Source organism: Arcobacter peruensis, assembly GCF_003711085.1.
Lineage (GTDB): Bacteria > Campylobacterota > Campylobacteria > Campylobacterales > Arcobacteraceae > Poseidonibacter > Poseidonibacter parvus.
On record NZ_CP032363.1, the window covers coordinates 1,782,803 to 1,804,056 of the forward strand.

Below are 21,254 nucleotides of genomic sequence, written 5' to 3' on the forward strand. Positions count from 1 at the left end.
GATAATGGAAAATACAGCTTTAATAATCATAGATTTACAAAATGACTACTTTGGAAGCATCAAAGATGCAAAATGGCCTTTATACAAAACAGAAGAAGCCGCAGAAAATACATTAAAAATTCTTACAAAAGCAAGAGAAAAAAACTTAAAAATTGTTCATGTAAGACATGAATTTCAAGGAGATAATCCTCCATTTTTTGCTCCAAATACAAAAGGTTCTACAATTCATGAATCTTTAACTCCAAAAGAAAATGAATCTCAAGTTTTAAAAAATGGTGTAAATGCTTTTTTAAACACAGATTTAAAAGCTATTTTGGATGAGTCTAATATTACAAATGTTATCATCGTTGGAGCAATGTCATATATGTGCATCGATGCAGTGACAAGAGCCGCTAGTGATTATGGATATAATTGCTTTTTAGCACATGATGCTTGTGCTACAAGCAATATAGAGTTTAACGGTGTAAAAGTAGAAGCTAAATTAGCTCATGCCACAATTATGGCAGCACTTAGTTTTGCTTATGCAAATGTACAAACAAGTGAAGAAATATTAAAACAAATATAAGGAAATAAATGGAACTTAGTGATTTATCTGTACTTTATATCATGGATAATCAATACAAAGAAGAGAAGCTATATTCCCTTCTTTGCGAGAGTGTAAAAAAAGTTAGTTGCACTACAAATATAGATGATGCAAAGTTACAATATATCAAACAATCTCCTTGCTTAATCATAATTGATAGTAATTTTGAAAATAAAGATATTATTGACTTTTTAGTTGAACTTAGAAAAGATGATATAAAAACTGCTTTTATAGTAATCTCAAATAATAAAGACAATCAATATCTAAGCCAATTATTAGAACTCTATATTACAAAGTATTTGATAAAACCTTTTAAAAGTGAAATTTTAATTCAAGCACTAAACAAATGTATGGAAATCATAGAACGTCGTATATATAGTAACTTTAAAATATCTGACGATATGTTTTTCAATTTCCAAACTCAAAGTATCATCAAAAACAATGAATCATTTGTATTAAATAAAAAAGAGAGCTTACTTCTTAATTTATTAATACAAAATCAAGGAAGAATTATTTCTTATGAAGAAATAGAATACACTATATGGAATAATGAATGCACAAGTGCTGCATTAAAATCTCTTATTAGAGATTTGAGAAAAAAGACTGATAAAAATATTATTGTGAATTATTCGGGAATTGGTTATAAATTAGAACTACAAAAAATTAGTATTTAATAACGTTTTGAGTCACTATTATATAATCATAGACACTATATAATAGTTTAAAAATTATCAGAAGTTCAAAACCTACAGGTTATTAAACTTATTCTATAAAGTATTAACTTAGAACAATTTAATTTATCTTAATATAATGTTTTTTATTTATTTTAAGTCTATAAATGAACCCAAAGCAAATAAAATTGAGACTGAAACTAATACTGTTGCAAGAACATGAAAAAGACCAACTGCAGCTGGATTTATACATGAAGTTTCTCGAAGATATATCACAATGGGACACAATAGTTCATTATTAGAGAGGGTAAAAGCATTAGCACCAAAATATGAAAATGCATATCCCATACCTAAAAAAGTACTGCCTAAATGGATAACTTGGCTTATTTCTCCACTTGTTGATAAAGTAATTACAAGAAAATTGTAAGTAATAATATAAATATTAAATATTTTGCAGATAACTCAAAAATTAAAAGAGGATGTTAAATTTGTAGAATTTGATATGAAATTTGTATTTTTTAGTATGGTAAGTATGGAATATTATGGTTAATATATTATAAAAAATAAAAAGGAAAACTATGTCAATAAAATTAACAGTTGATGAAAAAGTTTATTCAGTTGATGTATCTCCTGATACTCCACTTCTATGGGTATTAAGAGACAGCTTAAATCTAACAGGTACAAAGTTTGGATGTGGAGTTGGTCAATGTGGAGCATGTACAGTATTAATGGATGAAGAATCTGTTAGGAGTTGTGCAACGCCAATTAGCACAGTTGGTAATGCAAGAATTACCACTATTGAAACAAAAGAAGATAAAACAGTACATAATCTTCAAAAATTTTGGGTAAAAGAAGATGTTGTTCAATGTGGATATTGTCAATCAGGACAAATAATGAATGCGGCAGGACTTTTAAAGAAAAACCCAAACCCAAATGATGATGAGATTATATCAGCAATGGATGGAAATATTTGTAGATGTGGAACATATAATAAAATCAAAACAGCAATAAAAGCTGCTACAAAGGAAGTGTAAAATGGAAAGAAGAGATTTTTTAAAAACTACGTCACTTACAGCATCTGCATTTGTTATTGGTTTTTATATTCCAAGTAAATCAAGAGCAGAAGATACAAAAGAAGTAGCCTTACAACCAAATGCTTTTGTTGAAATAAATTCTGATAATACAATTAATTTTATTATGGGACAAGTTGAAATGGGTCAAGGTACATATACAACTTTAGCTATGTGTATTGCAGAAGAGTTAAATGTAAATTGGGAAGAGATTAACTTCAAAGCTGCAACAGTTGCTCCTGTATATAATCATTTTTATGGTCCACTTATGATTACAGGTGGTTCAAGTTCTATTGTTGCAAAACAGTTAGAAATGAGAAAAATAGGTTCTGCTTTAAATATTATGATAAAAGAAGCTGCTTCTAAAAAATGGAAAGTAAGAGCTTATGATGTTGAAACAAAAGATTCAAAAGTAACAAATAAAAGAACAAAAGAAGAGTTTACTTTTGGGCAGTTAGTATCTGATTTAGCTTCAATCAAAGTTCCAAAAGATCCTAAAATTAAAAATTTAAATGATTGTACAATTGTAGGAAAACCTCACTCAAGACATCCTAAAGAAGCTTGGGCAAAAGTTACTGGTAATGCTGATTTTGGTTTAGATATTAGAGTTGATGGACTTAAGTATGCTGCTGTACTTCACCCCACAGTATTTGGAGCAAAAGTTAAAAGCTTTGATGCAAGTAATGTAGAAAAAAGAAAAGGTGTAATCAAAGTTAAGCAAATTCCAACAGGTATTGCAGTTATTGCAGACTCTTGGTATGTAGCAAAAGAGGCTTTAAATGATTTAAAAGTTGAATGGGACTTAGGAGAATTTTCTAAGGTAAATACTAAATCTATGGATGAAGAGTACTCTTCACTTATGGAAAAAGATGGTGCATCAATGAGAAAAGATGGTGATTCTGCAAAAGCATTTAAAGAAGCAAAAAAAGTTATCGAACTTAATTATAACTTTCCTTTTCTTGCTCATGCACCAATGGAACCTTTAAGTTTTGCAGCACATCATAAAAAGGGGAAAGCAACACTTTGGTCAACAGCACAATCACAAACTTTAGCTTTTGCTGCAGCACTAAAAGTTCTTGGAGTTGAAGCTTCAAACATTACATATAATACACCTTATTTAGGTGGAGCTTTTGGTCGAAGAGGTGCAATTAACCTTGATTTTGTACTTGAAGGACTTTTTGTAGCAAAAGATGAAGGTTATCCTATTTTAACTTTATGGACAAGAGAAGATGATATTAAACTTGGAAGTTATAGACCAAAATATAAAAACAAAGTTAAACTAGCATTAGATGAACATGGCGATATTACTGCTTTTGATGCAAAAGTGGTAAGCCAATCAATATTCAAAGGTTCACCTTTTGAAGGCTTTGGATTTAAAGATGGTGTAGATGGGGCACAAAAAGAAGGCTTAGCTTCTCATCCTTATAGTATTGAGAATCATGATATGCAAGCATATATTACAAGCTCACCTATTCCTGTATTATGGTGGAGATCCGTAGGACATACTCAATCTGCTCAAACAGTTGAGTGTAGTATTGACCAAGCGGCATATTATGCAAAAAAAGACCCAATTGAATATAGAAAATCTATGTTAACAAATCAAAGATTTATAGACCTGCTTGATGATGTAGCTAAGAAATCTAACTGGAAAAATAGAAAAAAAGAGAAAAATGTAGGATATGGAGTAGCTATTGTTGAATCATTTGGCTCTATATGTGCTCAAGTTGCAAAAGTAAGAGTTTCAAAAGATAGCTATAAAGTTGAAAAAGTTTGGTGTTCAGTTGATTGTGGATTTGCATTTAATCCTCAAAATGTTGAAAATCAAATGGTTGGAGGTATTAATTTTGGTCTTGCAACACTTTTAAGTAGTGAAATTACAATAAAAGATGGAGCAACTATTCAAAGCAACTTCTATGATTATACAGTTACAAGAATTTCTGATGTACCTGATATTGAAGTAAGTATTATTAACTCTGGTGAAAAAATTGGTGGTATTGGTGAACCTGGAACTCCTCCAATTTTAGCTGCCGTTCCAAATGCAATCTTTGATGCAACAGGTAAGTTGTATACTTCAATGCCCATAAAAATGGGATAAAAAATGTTTTCAAATAAAGAGTTTTTGAAATTTATAGAAGATTCTAGAAGAAAAGCTTTAGATATAGTTGTAGCTAGTGTTATCCAAACACAAGGCTCTACTTATGCTAAAGCAGGGAATATGCTACTTGTAAACTCAATTGGAGAGTTTATAGGTGTTTTAGGAAGTCCTTTCTTACATAATAAGATTTTAGAAGCTTCAAAAGATATTTTTAATAGCAAAGAATCCTATATATTTGAATCTATTCCTCAAGATGAATCATCTGGACATGGACATAGTAAATATTTTCTGCAGCCTTTTTTTTTAAGTGAAAACTATGGAGTAGTAGGATTAGCAAAAGAGAATATAGGAAAAACACTAGTTCGTTCAACTAAAGATAATAGTTACAAGATTCTTGATGAAAAATGTGATACTAAACTTGAAAATGATGAGTTTTATCAAACTATTGAGTCTCCTTATAATTTATTAATTTTTGGCTCAGGAGCCCATGTAAAATCACTTATTTCAATGGCAAATTTAATGGCTTGGAAAACAACGGTGATAGATCTAAAGATAAAAGAATATGTAAACGAAGCAGATGAACTAATAGAATTAGAAAAAGTAGAAGATATTCTAACAATGGATTTAAGCTCTTATAATGCTTCAGTTATATTAAGTCATAGTCCAAAAACTGATGATATTTATTTAAAAGCTTTACTTAATTCAAATGCAGAATATATTGGAATGATGGGGAATAAAAAGAATATGAAAAGAAAAATTGAACAGTTTAAATTAGAAAATGATAAAAGATTTTTTGCTCCAGTTGGCTTTGATATTGGAGGGAATACTCATCAAGCAATAGCTCTTTCAATATGTTCTCAAATAGAGGCAAAGAAAAATGGAAAAATCTGATAACTTGACAATTTTAATTCTTGCTGCAGGTTCATCAAAAAGATTAGGAGAACCTAAACAACTTATAAGAGTTAAAGACAAATCTTTGTTAGAAAAAGCAATTGAAAATGCTTTGAAACTTACTTCAAGTATAGTTGTAGTTTTAGGATATAAGAGTGAAGAAATAAGAAAAGAGATAAAAGATTTACCTGTTTCAATAATTGTAAATTCAAATTATAAAGAAGGTATGGGAAGTTCAATTTCTTATGCTATGAAAAATATTCCTCTTACAGAAAATGTTTTACTTATGCTTTGTGATCAACCTTTAATACCTAACTCTCATTACGAAAAGTTGATTGAAAAGTCTGTAATAAATAAGAGTAAAATTGTTTGTTCAAAATATTATAATAGATTTGCTGTTCCTTCAATATTTCCTAAAAAATATTTTAAGCATTTAATTGAATTAAATGCTGATTATGGTGCAAGAAAATTCTTGGAGAATAATCCTGTAGAATTTGTAGAACTTGATAATAAACTTGCTTTAGATATTGATACACTAGAAGATAAAGAGTTTTATTTAAATAAAATAATATGGAAATGAGATAACTGTATCAGAAAATTTCAAAGAGTATGTTCTTGAGGATTCTGATAAATTTGTAGAGTGGGCAGAGGAATCAGTAGAAGTTCAAAAAAGAAATTAATAGTTTCAACAATATACATTTAAAAATATATATGTCCTGGAATCTCTTACTTTTAGAACAGTTTTTTGGAAAGGTAGTAATATCAGGTAAAGTTCAACAAATAAAATGTTACAATTGCGAAATTATCATAACAAAAGGTAAAAAATGTTTGCTTTCAAAAAGACGCAATTACTACTTATTATTTCACTTTTAGTTTTATTTTCAGGATGTATAAATAATATTAGTAAAGAGGGTTTAACCTTAAATATCAATCCAAATGAATTAAATATGCAAGCAAATATTTTTCCAATCAAAAAAGATTTTACTCTTGCAAATATTATTGTTAACAAACCTAGTTTAGGTATAAGTGAGAATCAAATCACTGCAATTGTTGGTTTAGATTTAAAAGCATTTTTTATTCCTGATTCAACTGCAACACTTGCTATTGCAGGCGAACCATATTTTGTAAAAGAAAAAAATGCACTCTTTTTAAGAAACATCTCAATTAATGATATAAGTTTTGAAAACAATCAAATTTCACAAAGCTTTTCATCTGAACTCATTTCAATATTAGACCCACTTCTTAATGAATTATTTAAAAATATTCCAATTTATAAAATCAAAGAAGATTCATATAAAAGTACTTTAGTTAAAGATGTGAAGGTAATAAATTCAGAACTTCTTGTTACTTTTGGTTTGTAAAATCAGCTACTTAAACAAGTTTTGATATAATCTCAAATTAAATACAAACATATTTATATAAAAAATTAAAGGAATTAAATCATGCCATTATTAGACAGTTTTAGAGTTGATCATACAATTATGCCAGCACCAGCAGTAAGAGTTGCAAAAACAATGAAATCACCATCAGGTGATATTATCACAGTTTTTGATTTAAGATTTTGTGTACCAAATGAATCAATGTTAAGTGAAAAAGGTATTCATACTTTAGAGCACTTATTTGCAGGATTTATTAGAAATCATTTAAACAGTGATACAGTAGAAATCATTGATGTTTCACCAATGGGTTGTAGAACTGGTTTTTACATGAGTTTATTAGGAAGCCCTGATGAAAAAACAGTAGGAAAAGCTTGGAGAGCAGCGATGCAAGATGTTATTGAAGTTGAAAAACAAGATGATATTCCTGAATTAAACATTTTCCAATGTGGAACATGTGAAATGCACTCACTTTCTGAAGCAAAAGAAATTGCACAAAATATCTTAAATAGCGATATTGGTGTAATGTCAAATGAAGATTTATATCTTTCTGATGAAAAGTTAACTTCACTAGGAAACTAGTTTAAATGGAACAAAAACTATCACTATTTAAAGAGTTATTTGCAGATTATATTAATATTGCAATCTTGCATATTGATAACTCTTTGGGCTTAGTTGATTTGGCACTTGAAGAAGTAAGAGAAAAAAATGAAGGGAATATAAAATATATTCCTTTTGAAAATGAATCCTCTGCAAAACTTCGTGCAACAGCAAGAGAATACGAATACATAGTATTAGGAAATATCTTATCTTATTGTCCAAATAAAAAAGAGATTTTAAAGCTTATGTATAAAGCTATTGAAAATTCTGGAAATATTATCATTTTAGAAAAAATTGAAAACAATAACAGATATGAAATTTTAGACTTATTAGAAGAGTTAGGGTTTCAAGCTGGAAATTGTATTGAACTTTTTGATGATACATATATTTTCACTGCAAAAAAAATGCATCATTGGGACAATGGTCTTTAACAATGGTTTTAAACTTTGCAAGATAACATAAACAGTGTTGTGCAAACCAAAGATGGTTCGCACACACTTTTCTCACAAAAATACAATCAACATTATCATAATCCTGATGATGGAGCAATCAATGAATCCCTTACAAAACACATACTTCCAACTTTTAAATATCATGAAAATAAAAAAGAATTAAAAATCTTAGATATCTGTTTTGGGATAGGATATAACACTTTTTCAACAATTTATCATATTAAAAAAAATAAATTAAATAAAAAAGTAAGTATTTATTCACCTGAACTTGATGGTAATCTTGTCTCTTCATTACAAAACTTTGATTTTCCCAAAGAGTTTGAAGATATAAAACATATTATAAAAGAAGTAGCTAAAAATCTAAAATATGAAGATGAAGATATAAAAATTGAAGTAAGTATTGGTAATGCAAGAAAATATATAAAAACCTTAGAAAAACAAAGCTTCGATATTATATACCAAGATGCTTTTTCTTCTGAAGTTAATGTTGAATTATGGACAAAAGAGTATTTTGATGATATCTATAAGCTTTGTAATTATACTTGCGTTATGAGCTCTTATTCAGTAGCTACTCCTATTAGATTATCAATGAATGAAGCTGGTTTTTTTATCTATGAATATAGACCAGAAAAAAGAAAAATTACACTTGCAACTAAAAGCAAAAAAAATGTTTTAGGAAAGTTTATTGATATGGATTTAAAAAGACAAAGAAATAAAGAAGCAAAAGCTATTTATGATTAAAACTTGAAATAATTTAGAAGATTTTACTCTGCTAAATTATCTAAAATATACTTTTCAAGCTCTCTTTTTGGAACTTCTTCTTTTAAAGAACGTTCAAATATCTCTTCAATTTTTTCTGAATATTCTTCATATGAAAAGAAAGGAAAATGTAGTTTCCATGATTTTTTAATAAGTTCAATGGTAATATTATCTCTCATTTTTGCTCTAAAGAAATTAAATCCAATAAAAATTATCGCCGTGATAACAACTGCTCCAATTATAGAGATATGTGAATCAATTTTTGCTAATGGCTTATGAGTAAGAAGGGAAATAGGAACTAACACAGATAAAATCAAACCAGTATATACTAAATAAGCCCGTGTTAATTTTAATCTAAATCCTAATTTTGCAGGATCTACGTGCATACCTTCTTTGTATTGTCTATTTGCAAGAAGTAAATCTCTTAATAAAATTGGCTGTTTCGAAACAATATATATATAATCTAAAATTTTTTCTTTAAATGTCTTTTCTTTTGGCATGTATAACCCTATGTATTAATTATAATCATTTTATCTAATAAAAGATAATAATTTGTTAATTTAAAATGATGAAATTTATTTCTTTACTACTTTAATTGTGAATAAAGTGTATTTCACTCATGATTTATCAATCCTTTGCTATGCTTTTATTATAAAGACAACAAAATATTTTCTAGGATTTAATATGCTAATACTTATTTATTTTCTACTAGCAGTAGGCGTCTCCTTTTTATGTTCAATTTTAGAAGCAGTTCTTCTGTCTATTACACCTTCACATATAAAGCTTGTAAAAAAAGAAAACAAAAAACTTGGCAAAGAAATGCTAAAACAGAAAAATAATATTGATTTTTCTATTGCTGCTATTTTAACACTTAATACTTTCGCTCATACATTAGGTGCAGCAGGAGTTGGGGCGGAAGCTGCCAAAGTATTTGGTGAAGACTACATGTTTTATATCTCTGCTATTCTTACTTTATTAATTTTAATTTTCTCTGAGATTATTCCTAAAACTTTAGGTGCGTATTATTGGAAAAGTTTATCTGGTTTTTCTACTAGAAGTATAAAATTTTTAATTCTTTTCACTTATCCTTTACTTATTATTTTAAATAAGATTACTAACTATATAACACCTATGAATAAAGAAGTAATCACAAAAGAAGAAATTCTTGCAACTGCAAATATTGCTGAAGAAAGTGGTATTTTAAAAGAGAGTGAAAGTGGTGTAATTGAAAACCTATTACAACTTAGTGATATTAAAGTAAGAGATATATTCACTCCAAGAAGTGTACTCTTTTCAGTACAAAAGAATGATTTAATCAGAAGTTTTAAAGACCCAAGTATTTTAGATTTAGAAAAGTTTAAAGAATATTCTAGAGTTCCAATATATAAAGATGGAATTGATGATATTATTGGTGTGGTTATCTCAAAAGAATATTTTCATGAATATATTCAAAATAAAATTAAAAATAAAGAAAAAATCATTAAACCTGTTTTTAGTGTAAATGAAAACATACCAATATCTAAATTAATTGACCTTTTTTTAATAAAAAAGGTGCATATGTTTATTGTTGTAGATAACTATGAACAAACAAAAGGAGTTGTAACTTTAGAAGATGCAGTTGAAACACTTTTAGGTGTTGAAATTGTTGATGAACTTGATACAAATATTGATATGAGAGAAGTTGCTAGAACTAAAATGAGAGAAATAAGACGAATTAAAAACAATCAAATTTAAAATTTGTAGAAATTAACATGTTATTTAGATAATTGTATATTCCTTCATATTGAATATTATTTTATAATTATGCAAATACAAACTAATATAATAAAAGGAAAAAATATGAATATTCTTATAGTACTTACATCACATGATAGATTAGGCGACACAGATAATAAAACTGGATTTTGGTTAGAAGAGTTTGCATCTCCATATTACACATTATTAGATGCAGGAGCAACAATTACACTTGCAAGTCCAAAAGGTGGCTTACCACCTTTAGATCCTTCAAGTAATGCACCAGATTTTCAAACGCAAGCAACAAAAAGATTTGAAGCTGATGAGCAAGCAAACAAAATATTAGCAAATACGATTAAACTTTCAAGTGTAAAAGAAAGCGATTTTGATGCCGTTATGTATCCAGGAGGACATGGTCCTTTATGGGATTTAACTAACGATGAAGATTCTATTTCCTTAATTGAAGATTTTGTAAAAGCAAATAAACCAGTAGCTAGTGTATGTCATGCACCTTCTGTTTTATTAAATGTAAAACTAGAAAATGGTGATTATTTAGTAAAAGGCAAAAAAGTTACTGCATTTGCTAATACAGAAGAAGAAGCTGTACAACTTCAAGACATTGTTCCATTTTTACTTGAAGATGAATTAAAACAAAGAGGTGCTTTATATTCTAAAGTAGAGGATTGGAATTCATATTCAATAACTGATGGAAAACTAATCACAGGACAAAATCCAGCTTCTTCACAAGCTGTTGCAAAAGAACTTCTTAAACTTCTTTCATAAAATAAAAAAGGACTTGACACACAAGTCCTTTTTTGTAGAAATCAACACATTTTATAAATAATCTAACAAAGTTTTAACTATAATAAATAAAAAAATATTTGGAAATTTTATGGACAATAGAATATTAAAAGAAGCAAATAAACTTATAAAAGAAGATTCTCTAACAAGAACTAATATTAAAGGTGTGCATTTATATAAAACAACTACTTTTTTACCTAGAACTCCTTTAACTTACGATTTTTGTTTAGTTTTTGTACTACAAGGTAAAAAGATAGGTTATCTTCCCAATAGGAGGTTTGAGTATGACTGCAATAATTATCTTGTAGTACCAGCTGCACTTCCATTTGAGTGTGAAACAATTGCATCAAAAGAAGAACCTTATATATGTATTTTAATTGATATTAAAAAAGAACTTATGCATGATGTAATTTCATCTTTAAGTAAAGAAGATTCTAAAAAATGTAAGTTAGTACAAAGAGCTGTTTTTAGTGATAAAGTAACTATGGATTTAGAAGATTCAATTTACAGACTATTAAAAGCACTTCAATCAAAAGAAGAATCAGCAATTATAGGCGATGCAATTTTAAAAGAAATCTACTATAGAATTGCAATAGGAGAAAACTCTCACTTCTTACATAAAATGTTTTTAGAAAATAAAATGGAAGCAAAAATGACTAGAACATTAAAAACTATTCATAATCAATATAATGAACACTTAGATATTTCAACACTTGCTAAAGAAGAAGAAATGAGTGTATCCTCTTTTCATACACATTTTAAAAAAGTAACTACTCTTAGTCCCTTACAATATATTAAGAAAATTAGATTAAATAAGGCAAAAGATTTATTAACAAGGCAGAACTTTCAAGTAAATGAAACAGCCTATGCTACTGGATATGAGAGCTCATCACAGTTCTCTAAAGATTTTAAAAGTTATTATGGGTATCCACCAAAAGAAGCCAAAGCCTCTTTTGTGATTATCTAAAGATAGATTATTTCATAGCCATTTTAAGAATTTTTTCACAAATATCTAAAGTGATATTTTGATTCTCACCAATTGCAGTCATTCCATGAGCTTTTAGTGATGGAATGATAGTTTCAATAACTTTATCATCAACACTTTCGTAATCGTTTAGATTTGTTGTTACGCCAACACTTTGGTACATTTTTTCAATTGCAACAATAACTGCTTCATTATCATTTTTAATTCCAAAAACATTTTCACCCATTTGTGCTATTTTTTCACTTTTTTGCTCAATCATTACTCTTAATAATGATGGTTGAACAACAGCTAAACTTTGAGCATGGTCAACTCCATAAAAAGCAGTTAATTCATGTCCTATCATATGTGTTGCCCAATCTTGTGCAACTCCGGAACCAATAAAACCATTTAATGCTTGATTTGCAAGAAGCATTAAGTTCTCTTCCCAAATTGGATCTTTTCTATTATCCCAAGTATTTGCAAGAGTAAATAAACCTTTTAAGATAGTTTGGGCATATCCATCATGTAATAAAGACGTGTTTGGACATGTTAAGTATTGTTCACATGTATGAACGAATGCATCAACTAGTCCATTTGCAAGTTGTCTGTCTGATAATGTACTCATTACACTTGGATCTAAGACTGCAAATTTTGGGTATACAAAAGGTGAACCAAAAAATCTTTTTTCATTTGTTGATTTTTTTGAAACTACAGCGTTTCCATTTGATTCACTTCCTGTTGCAGGTAGTGTTAAAACAGCACCAAGAGGTAATGCTTTTTCTATAATTGCACTTCCATCTAAAAAAGCCCATCCATCTTCATCATAAAGTGCAGCTGCTGCTATATATTTTGAACCATCAATAACAGAGCCACCACCAACACCTAAGATAAAATCAACTTTTTCTTTTTTTGCAAGTTCTACTGCTTTTGATAAAGTTTCATAACTTGGATTTGCTTCAACTCCTGAAAACTCTATCCAATCAAAATCATTTAAAGCTTTTGATACTTCATCATAAACTCCATTTTTTTTAATTGAACCACCACCATAAACTACTAATATTTTATTGTCTTTATTTATATGTTTTACTATTGAAGCAATTTGACCTTTTCCAAAGTGAATTGCTGTTGGATTTGAATAATCGTAAATTAAACTCATAATATTTCCTTCATAATTTTTAATTTATGTATTATAGAAGAAATAAATATGAATTAGAATAGCTAATCCTATAAATTATATGTCAATTTATACAAATAAGCTATATTATCTTTTTTTCATTCCTTTTGGCATACATACAAAATACTTATCATCAGGAGTATTCTGACAAGTTCCATTTAACGAGTCACCTCTTGGAGTTGTCATATTACAAGTATCACCACTATTTAATCCTTCACAAGCACTTATTGCTTCTTGTGGAGGAGTTCTTTTTTCTCTATCTTGACCATTTTGTGGTCCATTTGCAAAACTCAGTGTTGTACCTAGTAATAATGTTGCTAAAAATATTCTATTCATCTTAATTCCTTTTAAATTTTGAAAAGTATATATCAAAGAATTAAATACACTTTAAATAAAAAGTTAATCAAAGTTAATACAAAAAGTTAAATAAGTTAAAATTATAATATTTATATAATTTAGTATTATAATTAAGCTTAGTTTAATTAAAGAAGGTATAGAATACTTTTATCAAAGGATAATTATTATCCTAATAAGGAAAAGTTATGGCATGCGATACAAGTGTTAAAGCTAGAGAAGAAAATGTTGCTAACGAAGTTAGTCAAAATGATAATAACACAGAAGTGAAAAAAGGAAAGAAAATGAGCTCAACAATGGTACAAAAACAAATCCCAGAATTTAAAATGGATGCATATGATGCAAAAACAGGTCACTACACAACAGTATCAAGTGAAGATTACAAAGGTAAATGGGCAGTAGTTTGTTTCTACCCAGCAGATTTTACTTTTGTTTGTCCAACTGAAATTGCAGCTATGAATGCACACTATGATGAGTTCCAAGAACTTGGTGTTGAAATTTTAGCAGTATCAACAGATACTAAATTCTCTCACAAGAGATTTGTAGAAACTGAACCAATTTTAGAAGGTTTAAAACTTACTATTGGTGCTGACACTACAACTGTTGTTAGTGAAGACTTTGGAGTATTAATTGAAGAAGAAGGAATGGCTTTAAGAGGTAGATTCTTATTTAATCCAGAAGGAATTTGTGTAGCACAAGAAGTTCAAGCACCAATGGTTGGAAGAAACGTAAATGAATTCTTAAGACAAGTTAGAGCTTGGCAACATGCAACTGCTACAGGTGAAGTTTGTCCTGCAGGTTGGAGACCAGGTAAAAAAACACTTCCAGTAAATACAGATGTAGAGCAAATGACTGGTAGAGTTGGTGATTATATTACTATTGAAGAAATTCTTTCTTAATAGTTAATCATTTTATAAAAAGGGTTAGATTTTTCTAGCCCTACTATAACTTTATAATTGCGGTCATTTTTTGATTGTTACTAACTTTTCCTGACCGCAACTATAAGGTTAATATTTTATCTATGTTTTGACATTCCTTTAGAATGACTACCATGTCCTCCATCATGACCCCAAAAACGTGGACCACAACCAATAAGTGTAATTGATATAATTGTTATTATAATACTTGTTCTAAATACTGTTTTCATTTTACTTCCTTTATATGTTAAAATATAATTCTAAAATTTGTTTTTGGATATTCAATTTATATAATTTTATATCTAAAGCTCGAATCATTTTAGAATTTCTAATTGTATCAACATCATCAATTGTTTTGTACCCAGCTTTATACTCTTCTTCATTTACCTCTAAAAGTTCATCATATAATTTAATATCATTTTGAGCCAATAAAATTCGCTCTTCATAACTTTTAATAGTTAAGACTTTTTCATCATAAGTAGTTTCACTACTCACTTTTTCATCATTTAACTCTTTTTTACTAATTAAGTAATCAAGTCTAGTTTGCTCAATATCATTTGATGAAGTGTAACTAAGGGGCATAGATAAATTTAAGCCATAATTATAATAATCATCACCATCAATAGTTGAGCTATCTTGATATCCATATTGTCCTGTAACAGCTAAAGATGGTAAATAATCACTTTTTTTAATCTCATATAATGAATTATTCACTTCATTTTCTACTTTTATATAGTTTATTGATGTTGCATTTTGTAAATATATTTCCTTACTCATTAATTTTACACTTGGTATTTCTATATTTTTATAGTTTTTACTTGTGTATTTTTTTATTGTATTGATATTTACTAACTTTGCTAAAGCTAATTCTTTTTGAGTATCACTTAATGTATTTTTTGTCATGATGGCATCATTTAAATCACTAATGCCAAGCTCGCCTGCTTTATATTCAGATTTTTTACTTCTTATATCAATTTCGCTGTTTAAAACATTTAGTTTATTTTGTTCTAAATTAATTTCATTTATTTTTGCATCAAGTAAAGTAGAAAAAATAGTATCTAAATCCTCTTTTGTACTAATACTCAAGCTAAGACTTTCCATTTTTTTTAACTGTTTTGCATAATCAATTTGTGAAGTAATTCCTCCAAATTTATATATATCTTGAGAAATTGATAGGTTAAAATCTCTTGTAGTATCCGAGTCTTGATCTTTTTTTATACTTCCATTTAAATTAATATCTGAAAGCCAATCATATTTATTATATTGTTCTTTTTGTTCAATTTGTTTTTGCTTTAGTTCAATTATCTCTTGTTTTGTATCTGATAAGACTTGACTTGTTTGCTCACTTGAAAAAGCAAGTAGAGGAATTAAACTCAATAGTGTTAATTTTGATAATTGTTTCATTTTACAAACTCCACTTTTAAAACTTTTCCAAAATTATTATCATCTAAAGTAATAGTAACTTTATGTGCTGATACAAAAGTTTCATCTAAAGTTTTATCTACTTTTTCAATCTTTGCTAAACCTTCTTTTCCATTAATTAGTACTTTTTTATTTTCAATATCACTGTAATCATCATCACTTATATAAACGATAGCTTTTGATTTACTAATATCATAAGCACTTGCAAGTTCAGTACCTGCTGTTACATAATCTCCAAGATTAACGTTAAACTGCTTTATATATTTATTCTTAACTGCAATAGTTTTTTTCTTTAAAGTGTCTTGAATAGTTTTAATATCTAATTTTAATGATTCAATAGAAATTTGAAATTCAATTAAATCATATAATTTATCATCTTTATCAGACTGACTTTTACCTCTAATAGTTATATATTTTTTATAACTAGCATTTAGAATACTTAGCTTCTTTTTATATAAACTTAGTTGCTTATTATAAATTGCTAATTCTTTTTCTTCTAAAGATGAATCAAGCTTGATAATTGTTTTACTTACAACTTTCGTTTCATCATTTTTATCAAGAGTTGTAATTTGTCCTGATGTTTGTGCATATATTGTAAAGCTATCATAAGGCTCAACTTTTGCCATATATGATTGTGCAAAAACTATTAGTGGTGTTATTAGTAAAAGTAAATATTTTTTCATAATTAATCCTTGATTTTAAATAAAGTTGCGTATAAAGCAGGTACATATATTAGGTTTAAAATAGTTCCCCATGCAATCCCAAATCCTAATGAAATTGCAATTGGTTGAAGCATTACAGATTCTCCTGTTGGGAAGAATATTAAAGTTGAAAGTCCTAAGATTGTCGTAATTGATGTGATTAAGATAGGTCTTACTCTTTGTTTTGCTTTCACAAAAAACTCTTTTCTATTTTTTGTATCGTGTAAGAAATCTAACATAATAATTCCATCATTAATAACAACACCAGCAAGTCCTAGCATTCCTATAAATGATTGGGAATTTAGATTTATTCCCATAATAAAGTGTCCTAAAACAGCCCCAAAAACGGTAAAGGGAATAACAGAAAGTATAATAAATGCACTTTTAAAAGATGGGAAATTTATAAGTAGTGTTAAAAATATTAAAAATAGACCAACCATAAAAGCTTTTAACATATCACTTGCCATTTGAGAACTTTTTTCTCTCTCACCTCCAAATCCTATAGTAACTCCTGATTTTTCAATCTCTTTAATTGTTGCGTCAAGCTGTTTTATTACTTCATTTGCACTTGTAATTTTAGTATCTATATTTGCAAATACTTTTTTCTGTATTAAACCATCTTCTTTTTCAATTTTTTCAAAGTTTCGCTCAATTTTAAAATCAACAAGTTGTGACAGTTCAACTTTTGTATCATCAATTGCTATTAAAAAGTGTTTTAATTCATCTAAACTATCTTTATAAACAGATTGAGTTTTTATATTAATTACTCCATCTTTATTAAAAGTATCACCTTGGTCTTTTTCCATAAAATAGTTTGTAATCTGTGTTGCTATTTCTTTATCTGTAAGTCCTAAATTCATTGCATAATTATTTAGTGAAAATTTATATTCCCAATCACCAAGTTGTGTATCATCCGCAATATCTTTTGTACCTTTCATTTTACTAATTGCACTTTTTAAAGTATTAATACCTTCTAGTAAAGCTGTTTTATTATCACTGCTTAGTTTTAGCTCAATATCAGTTCTTACGATACCAATTCTACTTGTAACTACATTGAACTCTACAACTTTGTCTTCTTTTGTTTGAGCAGTTACAAGCTCTCTTATTTGTTCCATTGCTTCATTTGTAGAAGTTGTTCTTATCTTACTTTTTTGTTCAAAATCAAAACTAAAGTTTAATACTGGATTTATATATCTATTTAAAAAATCATCTTCTTTTGCATCTTCAAGTTCTAAAGATAAGGTAAAACCATTTTCAATTGTTTCACTTGAACTTGCAACATTTGTAAATCTTCCAACAGTTGAATCAATATTTTTTATAAATAAATCTTTTGAATTTTTCAAAAGAATTTCTTCATACTTTTTAGTGATAATATCTGTCTCTTCTAGTGATTTTGATTCATCAAGTTTAAAAGATAGTGTTACATTTCTAGAAACCATATCAGGCATCATTTGAAATCTACTTTGACTGATTAGAAAATATGTAATTAATGGAACAGTTATAAAAAACATCATCAAAAAAGTTTTTTTATAATGGATTATTTTATGTAAGATACTTTCATAAAAATTATATGCTTTTGTCCAATCAAGCATTTTATCTTTTCTTTTTAAAAGATGTTTTGCATGAAGAGGTAAAAAGATAAATGATTCAATCAAAGATGCAAAAATAAGTACAGAAACAACTATTGGTACAAGCATCATCAAAATTCCAAATTCACCACTAATTAAAAGCATTGGTAAAAAAGCAAATATCGTTGTAAATGCTGCTATTAATACAGGTGCAATCATCTCTTTTGCACCATTTAAGACAGCATCATTAATGTCAGCCCCTTCATCAAGATGCCTTTGAATATTTTCACTTACAATAATCGCATCATCCACTACAATTCCAAGTGACATAAGAATAGCCATAAGAGAAATCATATTTAAACTATATCCCATAGCTTCGATTATTAAAAGACCTAAAATAAAAGAAAAGGGTATTCCCATTACAATTACTAAAGATAATCTTGTAGAAATAAGTACGTGCATAGCAAGTCCTACTAAGATAAGACCTAAAGTAATATTTGAGATGATTGTTTTTATTCTATCATCAACAGGGCCTGATGAATCTCTTGTAATATCAATAGTTAAATCAGAACTTGATTTTTCATATTTTTCTAAAATATCTTGAATAGTGTTTGCAACAGCTATTGAATCACCTTCATCATTTTTATATACATTAAGAGATACAGTAGTTTTTCCATTCAATCTTGATATTGTCTCATCTAAGGGATAATCAATTGAAATATTAGCAATATCTTTTAAGTAAACTTTTTTATCATTTACTTTTATAATTGTATTTTCCCAAATTTTCTTATCAAATTTGTTATTATTAGCAGTTAAGTAGATATGATTTCCAACTTGTTCAATTTGACCAACAGGATAGATATAAGATAAATTTTGTAAGGCTGATATAACAGAATCACTTTGCAATCCATACATATTTATCTTTTTATGATCTAAGTAAAAATCTATTTGTAAATCACTATCCCCAAATATCATAATCTCACTAATACTTGGTACTTGATATAGTTTTGTTTTTATAGTTTCTGCTATTTTTAATATTTGAGCTTTTGTTTTATTTTGTGAAGATATAGAAACATTTAAAAGTGATTTTTGTCTTTGTACACTTGAAACAGTAGGCTCTGTCATATCACTTGGAAGATATTGCTTTGCTGAACTTACGGCATCACTAATCTCATCTTGTACAGTTTGTTTATCAACTCCATCTTGGAGTTCAACTTCTATTGTCAAGTGCAATCCAAAAATGCACCAATATGCAGTGCAAAAGTGCACCACTTTGTAACACCTATTTATTAGAAATATCTAACAATCCAGCTTCCCTTTTTTGTTTCAATCTATAGCTTTCACCTGTAACATTTATTAAATGTGAGTGATGAATTAATCTATCTAATATTGCTGTTGTTAATGCTTCATCATTATTGAGTACCTCCTTCCATTTTGTAAATGATAAATTTGATGTAATTATTATTGATCCTAATTCATATTTTTTATTAATTATTTGAAAAAATAAATTAGCTTGATTTTCATTGAACTTTACATATCCAAACTCATCAATAACTAAAAGTCTTGGAGTACCTATAACTCTTTTAAAGTAGTTATCAAGTTTATTTTGAGATTGTGCACTTTCAAGTTGTATAATTAAATTGCTTGCAGATATAAATTTAGTTTTTATTCTTTTTTGTGTTGCTGCATATGCTATTGCACTTGCCAAATGTGTTTTTCCAACTCCACTTGGGCCAAATAGTAAAATATTTTTAAATTCATCTATAAATCTAAAAGTTAGAAGCTCATTTATTAGTGTTTTATCAACTGATGAAGATTTATAATCGAAGCTATCAATTGTTTTTATTTTAGGCAACCCTGCTATTTTTAAAAGCATATCTTTACTTCTTTGTTCTCTTCCTATATTTTCAAACTCTAATAATTTATGTAGATATTCACTATAAGACATTTTCTCTTTTGAAGCTGTATCTGCTAAGTGTTGATACTGTTCTAAAATACCAGGAAGTTTAAACTTTGAACAATATTCATTAATTGATTCATGCAGTAGCATACGAGACTCCTAACACTTTTTCATAATCTGAAATTGTTGTATGATATTTTATATCTATATTTAGTTTCTCTAAATTTATACTGTTAGTTATATGATTATCTTCTTGTTTATTTTTTACTTCTTTTACACTTGAGTAAAATGGCTGTAACAAATGTTTCTCTTCTTTAAACAGATCAATTGGCTTTTTCTTTGTTGTATCATGGATTCTTGAGTTTGCCATTTCTAACCAACTAAATATTTTATTATTTAGTAAATCACAATCTATTTGTATTTGACTACCTTTTAAAGCAGCTTTTAGTGGTACATAGAAGTTACGTTTTAAATATAGATTAAATCTTTCCACTTTTCCTTTAGTTTGTGCACGATAAACTTTACATAATTTTGGAATAAAATTATCTTTTGCAAACTCTAAAAAATCATTATTAAATCCATGTTGATTTTTCCCATATTTATCTCTTTGTATTACTACTGATTTTAAATTATCATAGAGAAGTGTTTGTGGAACTCCACCAAAGTATTCAAATGCTTTAACATGGCAATCTTGCCAAGTCTCTTGTCTCATATTATCTGTAAAATATACAAATGCCATTCTACTAAATCCTAATACCATAACAAAGCCATATACAGGATTTTTCCCTGTTCTTATAAATGTCCAATCAACTTGTGCTTGATAAGATGGCTTTGTCTCAAATCTTATTACTTCTTCTGGAGCTGAATCTATTTTTAATGAACTTAAAAATGTTTGTAATATTCTCACTTTTCCATCATATCCATATTTCTTTATCTCTTCATATATTACACTTGATGGAATATTATCTGGTAAAGCTTGTTGTACTCTGGAAATTATATATTCTTTATATGGATCTAATTTTGATTTATACTGAATATTTTTATAAGATTTTAATTCATTTTCTTTTAATCGTTTTGAAACTGTTCTTCTATTCAATCCAACTATTTTTGATATAGCTCTTATACTATATCCTCTTTTATGTAAAGTATGTATCACGGTAAATTCCTCTTTATCAATCATACCAACTCCAAATATTTTATTTAGAGTTTATTGTATTTATTT

At 27.8% G+C, this 21,254-nt stretch carries 24 protein-coding genes; 14 read left to right on the top strand and 10 right to left on the bottom strand.

Annotated elements, in window-relative coordinates:
- Nucleotides 1-4 precede the first annotated feature (4 nt).
- Nucleotides 5-565 (top strand): cysteine hydrolase family protein, encoded by a 561-nt coding sequence (locus tag D3Z07_RS09025; protein WP_076083196.1) that lies wholly within the window; start codon nt 5-7, stop codon nt 563-565.
- 8 nt (nt 566-573) lie between these two features.
- Nucleotides 574-1,257, top strand: a complete 684-nt coding sequence (locus D3Z07_RS09030) for a response regulator transcription factor (RefSeq protein ID WP_076083193.1) — start codon at nt 574-576, stop codon at nt 1,255-1,257.
- 147 nt (nt 1,258-1,404) lie between these two features.
- On the opposite strand, the gene D3Z07_RS13880 is transcribed toward D3Z07_RS09030, so the two are convergent.
- Nucleotides 1,405-1,602 (bottom strand): hypothetical protein, encoded by a 198-nt coding sequence (locus D3Z07_RS13880; protein WP_156981715.1) that lies wholly within the window; start codon nt 1,600-1,602, stop codon nt 1,405-1,407.
- Between the two features lie 230 nt (nt 1,603-1,832).
- Here D3Z07_RS13880 and D3Z07_RS09035 point away from each other — a divergent pair, with 230 nt between their 5' ends.
- From D3Z07_RS09035 to D3Z07_RS09070, 8 genes are all read left to right on the top strand, one after another.
- On the top strand, nt 1,833-2,288 hold the full coding sequence (locus D3Z07_RS09035; protein WP_076083190.1) for a (2Fe-2S)-binding protein: 456 nt from the start codon (nt 1,833-1,835) through the stop codon (nt 2,286-2,288).
- 1 nt (nt 2,289) lies between these two features.
- Nucleotides 2,290-4,419, top strand: coding sequence for a molybdopterin cofactor-binding domain-containing protein (locus D3Z07_RS09040; protein ID WP_076083188.1), 2,130 nt, complete (start codon nt 2,290-2,292; stop codon nt 4,417-4,419).
- A 3-nt stretch (nt 4,420-4,422) separates the two neighbouring features.
- The gene (locus D3Z07_RS09045) at nt 4,423-5,310 is read left to right on the top strand and encodes an XdhC family protein (RefSeq protein WP_076083185.1); all 888 of its coding nucleotides are present in this window, start codon (nt 4,423-4,425) and stop codon (nt 5,308-5,310) included.
- Nucleotides 5,297-5,890, top strand: coding sequence for a nucleotidyltransferase family protein (locus D3Z07_RS09050; protein ID WP_076083182.1), 594 nt, complete (start codon nt 5,297-5,299; stop codon nt 5,888-5,890). The genes D3Z07_RS09045 and D3Z07_RS09050 overlap by 14 nt, the downstream gene beginning before the upstream one ends.
- 244 nt (nt 5,891-6,134) lie before the next feature.
- Nucleotides 6,135-6,671: a DUF1439 domain-containing protein gene (locus tag D3Z07_RS09055; RefSeq protein WP_076083180.1), complete on the top strand. Its 537-nt coding sequence runs from the start codon at nt 6,135-6,137 to the stop codon at nt 6,669-6,671.
- Nucleotides 6,672-6,752: 81 nt separating this feature from the next.
- Nucleotides 6,753-7,268 carry an S-ribosylhomocysteine lyase gene (gene luxS / locus D3Z07_RS09060; protein WP_122893678.1) on the top strand — a complete coding sequence of 172 codons (516 nt, stop codon included), beginning with the start codon at nt 6,753-6,755 and terminating at the stop codon, nt 7,266-7,268.
- A gap of 5 nt (nt 7,269-7,273) precedes the next feature.
- Nucleotides 7,274-7,717: a hypothetical protein gene (locus D3Z07_RS09065; protein WP_122893679.1), complete on the top strand. Its 444-nt coding sequence runs from the start codon at nt 7,274-7,276 to the stop codon at nt 7,715-7,717.
- 15 nt (nt 7,718-7,732) lie between these two features.
- A complete protein-coding gene (locus tag D3Z07_RS09070) occupies nt 7,733-8,479 on the top strand; it encodes a tRNA (5-methylaminomethyl-2-thiouridine)(34)-methyltransferase MnmD (RefSeq protein ID WP_122893680.1) in 747 nt (248 codons plus the stop codon).
- A 23-nt stretch (nt 8,480-8,502) separates the two neighbouring features.
- On the opposite strand, the gene D3Z07_RS09075 is transcribed toward D3Z07_RS09070, so the two are convergent.
- Nucleotides 8,503-8,997 carry a hypothetical protein gene (locus tag D3Z07_RS09075; RefSeq protein ID WP_122893681.1) on the bottom strand — a complete coding sequence of 165 codons (495 nt, stop codon included), beginning with the start codon at nt 8,995-8,997 and terminating at the stop codon, nt 8,503-8,505.
- 184 nt (nt 8,998-9,181) lie between these two features.
- On the opposite strand from D3Z07_RS09075, the gene D3Z07_RS09080 reads away from it, so the two are divergent.
- From D3Z07_RS09080 to D3Z07_RS09090, 3 genes are all read left to right on the top strand, one after another.
- Nucleotides 9,182-10,231 (top strand): CNNM domain-containing protein, encoded by a 1,050-nt coding sequence (locus D3Z07_RS09080; protein ID WP_122893682.1) that lies wholly within the window; start codon nt 9,182-9,184, stop codon nt 10,229-10,231.
- Nucleotides 10,232-10,336: 105 nt separating this feature from the next.
- Complete coding sequence (locus D3Z07_RS09085; protein WP_076083162.1) at nt 10,337-11,014, top strand: type 1 glutamine amidotransferase domain-containing protein; 678 nt, start codon at nt 10,337-10,339, stop codon at nt 11,012-11,014.
- A 109-nt stretch (nt 11,015-11,123) separates the two neighbouring features.
- Nucleotides 11,124-11,999 (top strand): AraC family transcriptional regulator, encoded by an 876-nt coding sequence (locus tag D3Z07_RS09090; protein ID WP_076083159.1) that lies wholly within the window; start codon nt 11,124-11,126, stop codon nt 11,997-11,999.
- Between the two features lie 7 nt (nt 12,000-12,006).
- On the opposite strand, the gene D3Z07_RS09095 is transcribed toward D3Z07_RS09090, so the two are convergent.
- Together D3Z07_RS09095 and D3Z07_RS09100 are read right to left on the bottom strand one after the other, a co-directional pair.
- Nucleotides 12,007-13,152, bottom strand: coding sequence for an iron-containing alcohol dehydrogenase (locus D3Z07_RS09095; protein ID WP_076083156.1), 1,146 nt, complete (start codon nt 13,150-13,152; stop codon nt 12,007-12,009).
- A 105-nt stretch (nt 13,153-13,257) separates the two neighbouring features.
- Nucleotides 13,258-13,506 carry a hypothetical protein gene (locus D3Z07_RS09100; protein ID WP_122893683.1) on the bottom strand — a complete coding sequence of 83 codons (249 nt, stop codon included), beginning with the start codon at nt 13,504-13,506 and terminating at the stop codon, nt 13,258-13,260.
- A gap of 206 nt (nt 13,507-13,712) precedes the next feature.
- On the opposite strand from D3Z07_RS09100, the gene D3Z07_RS09105 reads away from it, so the two are divergent.
- Complete coding sequence (locus D3Z07_RS09105; protein WP_122893684.1) at nt 13,713-14,423, top strand: peroxiredoxin; 711 nt, start codon at nt 13,713-13,715, stop codon at nt 14,421-14,423.
- A gap of 116 nt (nt 14,424-14,539) precedes the next feature.
- Here D3Z07_RS09105 and D3Z07_RS14330 read toward each other — a convergent pair whose 3' ends face one another.
- Genes D3Z07_RS14330 through istA form a run of 6 tightly spaced genes read right to left on the bottom strand, consistent with a single transcriptional unit; the run spans nt 14,540 to nt 21,212 of the window.
- A complete protein-coding gene (locus D3Z07_RS14330; protein WP_265936462.1) occupies nt 14,540-14,671 on the bottom strand; it encodes a hypothetical protein in 132 nt (43 codons plus the stop codon).
- Nucleotides 14,672-14,681: 10 nt separating this feature from the next.
- The gene (locus tag D3Z07_RS09110; protein ID WP_076083142.1) at nt 14,682-15,845 is read right to left on the bottom strand and encodes a TolC family protein; all 1,164 of its coding nucleotides are present in this window, start codon (nt 15,843-15,845) and stop codon (nt 14,682-14,684) included.
- Entirely contained in the window at nt 15,842-16,546 is a 705-nt protein-coding gene (locus D3Z07_RS09115; protein WP_122893685.1) for an HlyD family efflux transporter periplasmic adaptor subunit, read from the bottom strand. The genes D3Z07_RS09110 and D3Z07_RS09115 overlap by 4 nt, the downstream gene beginning before the upstream one ends.
- A gap of 2 nt (nt 16,547-16,548) precedes the next feature.
- Nucleotides 16,549-19,359 carry an efflux RND transporter permease subunit gene (locus tag D3Z07_RS09120; protein ID WP_228200536.1) on the bottom strand — a complete coding sequence of 937 codons (2,811 nt, stop codon included), beginning with the start codon at nt 19,357-19,359 and terminating at the stop codon, nt 16,549-16,551.
- A 55-nt stretch (nt 19,360-19,414) separates the two neighbouring features.
- Nucleotides 19,415-20,182 carry an IS21-like element helper ATPase IstB gene (gene istB / locus D3Z07_RS09125; protein WP_122893687.1) on the bottom strand — a complete coding sequence of 256 codons (768 nt, stop codon included), beginning with the start codon at nt 20,180-20,182 and terminating at the stop codon, nt 19,415-19,417.
- Nucleotides 20,169-21,212 (bottom strand): IS21 family transposase, encoded by a 1,044-nt coding sequence (istA, locus tag D3Z07_RS09130; protein WP_122893688.1) that lies wholly within the window; start codon nt 21,210-21,212, stop codon nt 20,169-20,171. The genes istB and istA overlap by 14 nt, the downstream gene beginning before the upstream one ends.
- Nucleotides 21,213-21,254 lie beyond the last annotated feature (42 nt).